Here is a 7,744-nt window from a genome sequence, read left to right on the forward strand (position 1 = left end):
AGCAAACTTGTTCTTCAATGTCATCGCAAAACGATATGAACAGGGCAGCGTGGTTGTCACAAGCAATTTACCGTTCTCACAATGGTCAAATGCGTTCGCTGATGACACCACACTCACGGCTGCACTGCTGGATCGACTGCTTCATCACTCTCACATCATTCAGATAAGTGGAGAGAGTTATCGGCTAAAAGGGAAAAGGGCGTTAGGGACAGTGCCAACCGTTCTACAAAATGAATCGGAGAGGCAGGGATAACTACCATGGGTGGGTCAATTTTACTTCGGCGATAGCGTCGCTAAGTGGATCAGTTTTAAGTCGGCGTTGACAGCTGATCACCTTACTGATTTTCTTGGGTACCGGTATTTCAGGTGGTAGCTATCTGATCCAGCTTTACTCTTTCAAACAAATTGGTGTTGAAAAAGCGACCATGGCTCTGAACTTAATGCCATTGGTTGGCTATGTGGTTGCGGTGTTGACGCTAGGGGAAGAGTTGGTATTCAGTAAAACAGTCATTGTTTCCATCATCGTGGTTGCACTCTATGTTTTCACAAAATATGAAAGTAAAGAGCCTGAAACGACATTAGAAACACAAAAGGTCTGATTTTTTAAACACATAATTAATCTAATAATGAAAACATTTCCCTACTCACTAGCGCCCTTTATGGGCGCTTTTTTTATCTCTGATAACGAAAGCAGTGTGACTAGGAAGGAAATTCAAAGTCGATAGATACAAAAAAGCCCCAGCATTTTTGCTGAGGCTTCGTTGTATTGGCGGAGCGGACGGGACTCGAACCCGCGACCCCCGGCGTGACAGGCCGGTATTCTAACCAACTGAACTACCGCTCCAATCTCTTATCAATCAGCTCGCAAGCTCATCGATGAAAAGTGGCGAAGGGATAGGGATTTGAACCCTAGGTGCGCTATAAACGCACGCCGGTTTTCAAGACCGGTGCTTTCAACCACTCAGCCATCCCTCCGTAGTGCGGCGAATAATATAGGCACTCTCAAACCTTGTAAATACCTATTTTTAAGCATTTTGTTCGTTCGGGCAGAATTAAACCATATCGCTTAAAAATAACCTGATTTCCGATTTAACCACAATCAATTGAAGGTTAATGAATAACTAACCTCCAACAAAACTCAGGCATCAGATTTCTAAAAGTCTAGAAACTCAAAGTCGATAGATACAAAAAAGCACCGCTATTTAAGCGGGCACGCCCAGTGGAGGCTTCGTTGTATTGGCGGAGCGGATGGGACTCAACGCGCCGGGCTTCCGGACGCGACCAAAGTGCGAAGCACTTTTTGGGGCGCGTATAAGAAAAAAGCCTGACGCTTTCGCATCAGGCTTAAATCGTTGGCGGACCGGTGGGAACGCCTAGTTCGGGCTGGCGCACCAGCGGGACTCAAGCCGCAGGCTAGTGAGAGTCCTATCCCCAAATTCAATGTATACAAAAAAGCCCCGCTATTTCTAGCGAGGCTTCGTTGTGTTGGCGGAGCGGACGGGACTCGAACCCGCGACCCCCGGCGTGACAGGCCGGTATTCTAACCAACTGAACTACCGCTCCAATCTCTTATCAATCAGCTCGTAAGCTCATCGATGAAAAGTGGCGGAGGGATAGGGATTTGAACCCTAGGTGCGCTATAAACGCACGCCGGTTTTCAAGACCGGTGCTTTCAACCACTCAGCCATCCCTCCGTAAGTGCGGCGAATAATAGCGATACTCCGCCTAGCTGTAAATAGCTTTTTCACACCGACAGGATCGTTCGCTCACTTCACCACCAACTATGACATCAACAGGGCCGAAAGGACTACCTCTGTCCATTCTTTGTGCATTGAACGCACATTTTTCACTAATCTTCTAGCATCTATAATTCACTTTGGTTAACAATGCCACACGTCTTCCTGCTGGAAGACAAAAATAAAGACAGTTACTGCGATCATGTCCGAATTACTGGATGCTTATTCTTCAATTTATCATTAAAACTTGATACAACATGTCATTCGCTCAACATGGAACTCAACCAACCTCAATTGAGCAGTTACCGAGCTTAGACCGCCGCTTATATAGTGCTTTTCAATAGGAAACATGCAATTGAACCAATTTCTACTGACGTTATTGAATACACCTGAACAGATAGAATTTGAGGACACTATAGGAATAATAGAAAAGTACTATGATTTCTCGCCTAGCTGTTTCACTAACGGCTCTCTATCTAACAAAGCAGGGCAAAATTCAGGCTCATGCAAAATTTTTGCGTTTGGTAAACTTCATGGGCTGAGTGAAGAAGCCATCTTGCATTGCTTCGGGCGCCATTACAGAGAAAGCGTCCTACTTAACCCTGCTGGAACAGATCACCAAAATATTCGAAACTTTATACAAACAGGCTGGAAGGGTATTTGGTTTGAGCGAATACCACTGCAACCAAAAACCCCCGTGACGCAGTGACTGCTCAAGGCTCTAAGCCAAAAAAGCCCGCTGGACGCGGGCTCTGTTCTCTAACCATCTGTATTAATCTTCACGATTAATTCATCTTCAACCCGAGCTGCCATTTCGTTCGGTACTTGGCACGTTCCTGCATTTTCGTGCCCGCCTCCACCATATTGCAGCATCAACTCACCAATGTTGGTATTCGAAGCACGATCAAAAATTGATTTACCGCAGGCGAAAACCGTGTTTTGTTTTTTCAGCCCCCACAGGACATGAATTGAAATATTGCACTGAGGGAAAATGGCATAAATTTCAAACCGATTCCCAGCCCAAATAACATCCTCATGCCTGAGGTCTAACATCACCAGATTGCCACAAATAGAGCTACATCGACGAATTTGCTCGTGAAATTTCTCTCGATGGCTAAAGTAGAGCTTCGTTCTTTCCTTCACATCTGACAGCGCCATAATCTCATCGATCCCCTTATCACGGCAGTGATCGATCAAATCCATCATGAGCTCATAGTTTGAAATACGAAAATCTCTAAACCTACCCAACCCCGTACGCGCGTCCATGATAAAATTCAGTAATCCCCATCCTTTGGGATAGAGAACTTCATCTTTTGTGTATTGGGCCGAGTCGCCTTTATCCACCTCTTCCATCATCTCATCCCAAGACTCAGGGAAGGTGTTCTCACCGCCAAAATGCTTCCAAACAACGCGTGCAGCAGAAGGTGCTTCAGCGTCGATAATATGATTGGCGTTTAAGTCCTCGTTACGGAGCACTTCTGAAGCATGGTGATCAATACATAGATGGGCTTTCGGGTTGTATGGCAGATTTGTCGTGATGTCATACTCATTTATCTCTATCACGCCATCTTGCATGTCTTTTGGGTGCACAAACTTGATGTAATCGATCAAATCGATGTGTCTCAATAATACTGCGCACACAAGTCCGTCAAAATCGCTTCGTGTGATAAGACGATATCGTCTTTCAGGCATACCTTTGCTCCCTTTAACAGAGGGTTGGGAATCAATTGTCCCTATATGACTCAATATTCTCAGCTCTCCTACTCTCTTAAGAATAAGACGAATACCCAATTGTGCAACTCAACCACAGCGATAGTTCATTTGCAGATACTTGTCTGAAAAGAAAAAAGCCGCAAAGCGGCTTACTGAATTAAACCTTTTTAGGTAAGAAATTTTCGGCCAACATACACCTGACACTCCCTCCTCCTATCGTTTCGATCGTTGTAACATCGATAGGAACCAACTGCCCATGACGCCGGAGACAGTGTTTTTGTTCACGAGTAAACGCATTGTAGGCCGACAGTGACATTGCAATGAGTCGTTCATTATTCTCATTTCGCAGGTGTAGAATATTCCCGCAGAACTGGTTCATTTGCGCTTCCGAAATGGTTATAACCTCTTTCGTTTTTCTAAGCGTGGAAAGCACTCTTCTTCTTTCAAACTCATCAATAATTTCGTCACAAATTACAGCAAAGCTCTCTCCGACCGCCATCATGACGTTCGTGTGGTAAACGCATGCTCCAGATGCCATGTGGGTATCAAAAGCAATTAATTCATGGAACTCAGATAACCCTAAAAAATGTTGCAACAACTGCCGGTCGCAACGTTCTGAGAGAGCGGCATAAATCGTGGCATTATTGTGATCTAGGATCATCACCCCTGTGCTCTCTAAGAAAGCGTCAGGTTTACTTAAATCAGAGACACTTAGCACTTGAGACACGTTAAATCCCTTTGACGTCAGTGCGTTAACAAGGCAACCAGGACGAACTTCGTTGCGGCGATTCTTAGAGGCCATTGGAAATAAAAAAGCAGTGCCATTGCGCGTTGTAGAAAACCAGTTATTGGGAAAAACAGCATCAGGTGTTTCAACGCCATCTCCCGAATAATCCATCACGGTGACGTCAATACCATGCCCTCGGAGAATGCCGACCATGTTATAGAATTCCGCCAACGCCTTTGATTTGATGTCATGCTCGGGCAGATCGAGTCTTTGCTGAAACTCATTGTCAGTGCTGGTTTCAGTATTAAACTTAAAATCGATTGGTGGCACCATAACAACAGCGTTTGCTGCATGATTAACGTGCTGCGAAGAAGAATCTGTATCTCTCAAATTTGGGGCGACCATCAAAACACCTCAACAATTCATTAACATTATTATGAGAGTAATTTTAGTGATGGAATAAAACGAACATTACCTAAAAGAACGCTTAATTCAAGCGCCTACATTGTGCTTTACCTACCTTTTACGAACAATCTAGGTAAATTACCTAACTAGCACAAAAAATACCCGTTACTTTTCTTTAACCGACAAATTGTGACTGAGCAATAAGGTCAGCATTGATCCCTGCACCTCGCTTGTACTCTGCAATAACAATTTCACTTCTTGTCTGAATAACACCAGGCAATTCAACGATGCGGGTAGACATAAACTTCTGATATTCTTTGATGTTCTTAACCCGAACTTTAATCATCGCATCGAAGTCTCCGGACAACGAGTAACACTCTTCAATCTCTGGGATTAGCAATGCTGTCTTTGCGAACTTATCAAAGATGGACAGGTTAGTTTGATCCAGGCGGACGTGAATAAAAATCAACACATCCAGACCCAATTTTTCAGCAGAAAGCGCTGCATGATACCCAGAGATATACCCTTCACGCTCAAGGCTTTTTACGCGTTCCGAGCAAGGTGTCGTCGTCAAATTCACGCGTTTTGCCAACTCAACGATGGGTAATCGGCCATTGTCTTGGAGAATTCGTAAAATTTCGATGTCGATACGATCGAGTGAAATTTGGTTGGATATCGCCATTTCCTTGGCCTCTAAACATTTTGATCATAGATAATGATATATTAGCAACTTTAATATACAAATCTACTGTTTAGCCGGCCACATACAGTTTGAAAGTCACACAGCTATTCGGGTAATTAGAAGGATCAATATTTTCATTGAACCTCTAATTACCCACATGGAAAAATATAATAGCTTTCATAGCAACAGAAGCTATGATGAGCAATATTTAACTTGCCGCTTGCCACTGCCCTATTGATATTTCTGCTGTAAATCCTGGTCCAAACGCCAAGAGGACACCTTTTTCTTTTGGTGATGTGCTGCCAAAATGTCGTCCAAATACGTCTATAACGGATACACTTGAAGTGTTTCCTAACGTTTTTAGTGATTCTCTGCTTTTATTCAACAAGTTTTTAGGCAAATTCAAACATCTTGTAACTTCATCTATAATCCTCTTCCCTCCTGTATGTGAAATACAAAAACCAATTTCTTCACCATAACTAATATTACGCTCGATAAATCTATTTAAATCATCCTTAACCATATCCACCGAGTACATGACGGACTTATCTAGAGAAAATAGAAATCCATTGTCTATTAGTTTGTACTTAATAAAATATTCGGTATGTTTTAAAAATACACTTTCCGTGTTTTCTATTTTAAATCCCTCACCGACACCATCTCCACGCATTACTGCACTCGCAGCGCCGTCACCAAATATAGCATCAGATATAAAATCTTGAAGTTTACTTTCCTCTCTGTGAAAGCATAGTGAAGATGCTTCCAATGCTAAAATGAGTGCATTGTTGTTTTTGCTTGACCGACAATGCTCAAAAGCTCTGTTTATTGCATAAGAGCCTCCGACGCATCCCATTTGAGCGATTGGAAGCTGAACGACATTCCTATTGAGATCAAGTTCATTGATCAAGTGTGCTGTTAATGAAGGCATCATAAAGCCAGTACAAGAAGTAACAATCACCATAGTAATTTCCTCTTTCTTTAACTGCGCGTTTTGCAGTGCTTCCTTAGCAACTTTTGTCGCATAGCTTTTTGCAATTTCCTCATAAAGGCTTTGTCTAGACCCGAACTTATTTAACTTCATCACATCATCGAATGAAATAAACAAATGTCTTTTATCTATTTCTGTGTTTCTTATCATTTCTTCTGCTTTACTAATGTGTTCACTATTAGAATGATATGTCTTCATGAAACGTATAATATCTTTACTAGTGACAATATTACTCGGGTATATAAGCGAGGGCTTTCTCAAAATAGGCATGAAATCTCCATTATTTAAAATAAAATATTAGGCTTTATAACATATCGATTTAGAAGAATTGCCCACGATTTTTATAATTTTTAAAAACTAAACCAATAAAATCAATATAACAAATGCCGGGAAATTATTGGAGTATTTTTACAATTCACTAGTTGTTAGCTCTTTAGTATTAATAAAGAACTAACGCAGTGGATAACTTACTAGAAACGAGCCCTATTGGTATAATTAGTCACCACTCCAATGTAAATACATCACTACGGTATCATCATCTTATTGATTCAAATTTATGATAAAGAGATCGGTCCACCACCGATTCGATTAACAATTTAGGAATCAACGCCCTTCTAGGCCAATTAAAATACGAAATATTAGAACTGTAACCAGAGTCAGTAGAAATGCACAATATCTCTTCGCGACATGGTAATTAAGCATATAGCCAGCAGCCTGAGGGATTTTTGATTTGCAGGATATCAGTGTTTCACACATTTTAGAGAACACATTGAGCGCGAATTTTAGATACAAAAAAGCCCAGACCTAAGTCTGGGCTTTCGAATGTGGTTGCGGGGGCCGGATTTGAACCGACGACCTTCGGGTTATGAGCCCGACGAGCTACCAAGCTGCTCCACCCCGCGTCCGAGTGTCAATGTTTAAAGCACATTGAATCGCTTTTTAATGTGGTTGCGGGAGCCGGATTTGAACCAACGACCTTCGGGTTATGAGCCCGACGAGCTACCAGACTGCTCCATCCCGCGTCCGATTAACCGTTCTAAGCACGATCTAAGCTTGCCATTCTTACATGGCTTCATTATCGAAAAACACGAAAATGAAAATTTGGAGCGACACACGAGGTTCCCGATGTTCAAGGCTTAGGCGTGACCTCAACCTTGGCAAGGGTTCTTGCATATCGCACTTCCGACGTATCGAAAGTTAGTGTTTGGAGCGACACACGAGGTTCGAACTCGTGACCTCAACCTTGGCAAGGTTGCGCTCTACCAGCTGAGCTAGTGTCGCATTATTACCCGGCATAAGCCGAATAATCAAATTTGGTTGCGGGGGCCGGATTTGAACCGACGACCTTCGGGTTATGAGCCCGACGAGCTACCAAGCTGCTCCACCCCGCGTCCGTGTTTCAATGTTTAAAGCACACTGAGAGCTTATATGTTTGGAGCGACACACGAGGTTCGAACTCGTGACCTCAACCTTGGCAAGGTTGCGCTCTACCA

6 protein-coding genes, 8 tRNA genes and 1 pseudogene are annotated in these 7,744 nt (G+C 42.8%); 3 read left to right on the top strand and 12 right to left on the bottom strand.

Translation table 11 applies throughout. The features are described 5' to 3' along the window. On the top strand, window positions 1–253 hold a 253-nt coding region (locus B5D35_RS21705), incomplete at its 5' end, for an ATP-binding protein (protein ID WP_170915247.1). A 73-nt stretch (window positions 254–326) separates the two neighbouring features. Beyond that, a pseudogene (locus tag B5D35_RS21710) lies at window positions 327–599 on the top strand (DMT family transporter); the annotation flags it as partial. A 168-nt stretch (window positions 600–767) separates the two neighbouring features. Here B5D35_RS21710 and B5D35_RS21715 read toward each other — a convergent pair. The 4 genes from B5D35_RS21715 to B5D35_RS21730 form a co-directional block, all read right to left on the bottom strand. After that, a tRNA-Asp gene (locus tag B5D35_RS21715) sits at window positions 768–844 on the bottom strand. 40 nt (window positions 845–884) lie between these two features. Next, window positions 885–975: transfer RNA gene (locus B5D35_RS21720), tRNA-Ser, on the bottom strand. Between the two features lie 511 nt (window positions 976–1,486). Beyond that, window positions 1,487–1,563, bottom strand: a tRNA-Asp gene (locus B5D35_RS21725). A gap of 40 nt (window positions 1,564–1,603) precedes the next feature. After that, window positions 1,604–1,694: transfer RNA gene (locus tag B5D35_RS21730), tRNA-Ser, on the bottom strand. A 391-nt stretch (window positions 1,695–2,085) separates the two neighbouring features. Here B5D35_RS21730 and B5D35_RS21735 point away from each other — a divergent pair. Then, window positions 2,086–2,445: a HopJ type III effector protein gene (locus B5D35_RS21735; protein ID WP_078754549.1), complete on the top strand. Its 360-nt coding sequence runs from the start codon at window positions 2,086–2,088 to the stop codon at window positions 2,443–2,445. 50 nt (window positions 2,446–2,495) lie between these two features. Here the strand turns inward: B5D35_RS21735 and B5D35_RS21740 are convergent, their stop codons facing one another. The 8 genes from B5D35_RS21740 to B5D35_RS21775 form a co-directional block, all read right to left on the bottom strand. Next, entirely contained in the window at window positions 2,496–3,428 is a 933-nt protein-coding gene (locus tag B5D35_RS21740; protein ID WP_078754550.1) for an exopolyphosphatase, read from the bottom strand. A 178-nt stretch (window positions 3,429–3,606) separates the two neighbouring features. Then, complete coding sequence (locus tag B5D35_RS21745; protein ID WP_078754551.1) at window positions 3,607–4,581, bottom strand: arginine deiminase-related protein; 975 nt, start codon at window positions 4,579–4,581, stop codon at window positions 3,607–3,609. 175 nt (window positions 4,582–4,756) lie between these two features. Continuing rightward, window positions 4,757–5,263, bottom strand: coding sequence for an Lrp/AsnC family transcriptional regulator (locus tag B5D35_RS21750; RefSeq protein WP_078754552.1), 507 nt, complete (start codon window positions 5,261–5,263; stop codon window positions 4,757–4,759). Window positions 5,264–5,471: 208 nt separating this feature from the next. Beyond that, entirely contained in the window at window positions 5,472–6,521 is a 1,050-nt protein-coding gene (locus B5D35_RS21755) for a type III polyketide synthase (protein ID WP_078754553.1), read from the bottom strand. A gap of 555 nt (window positions 6,522–7,076) precedes the next feature. Next, a tRNA-Met gene (locus B5D35_RS21760) sits at window positions 7,077–7,153 on the bottom strand. 43 nt (window positions 7,154–7,196) lie between these two features. Beyond that, a tRNA-Met gene (locus tag B5D35_RS21765) sits at window positions 7,197–7,273 on the bottom strand. 183 nt (window positions 7,274–7,456) lie between these two features. Then, window positions 7,457–7,532, bottom strand: a tRNA-Gly gene (locus B5D35_RS21770). Between the two features lie 33 nt (window positions 7,533–7,565). Next, window positions 7,566–7,642 (bottom strand) — tRNA-Met (locus B5D35_RS21775). Window positions 7,643–7,744 lie beyond the last annotated feature (102 nt).

Origin of the sequence: Enterovibrio nigricans DSM 22720, from assembly GCF_900167155.1 — a bacterium.
In the GTDB taxonomy this organism is placed as follows: domain Bacteria; phylum Pseudomonadota; class Gammaproteobacteria; order Enterobacterales; family Vibrionaceae; genus Enterovibrio; species Enterovibrio nigricans.

What these genes read in the sequence shown, in the direction of transcription:
- B5D35_RS21735 (WP_078754549.1), top strand. Translation starts at nt 2,086, where the DNA reads ATGCAATTGAACCAATTTCTACTGACGTTATTGAATACACCTGAACAG.
- B5D35_RS21740 (WP_078754550.1), bottom strand. Translation starts at nt 3,428, where the DNA reads ATGCCTGAAAGACGATATCGTCTTATCACACGAAGCGATTTTGACGGA.
- B5D35_RS21745 (WP_078754551.1), bottom strand. Translation starts at nt 4,581, where the DNA reads ATGGTCGCCCCAAATTTGAGAGATACAGATTCTTCTTCGCAGCACGTT.
- B5D35_RS21750 (WP_078754552.1), bottom strand. Translation starts at nt 5,263, where the DNA reads ATGGCGATATCCAACCAAATTTCACTCGATCGTATCGACATCGAAATT.
- B5D35_RS21755 (WP_078754553.1), bottom strand. Translation starts at nt 6,521, where the DNA reads ATGCCTATTTTGAGAAAGCCCTCGCTTATATACCCGAGTAATATTGTC.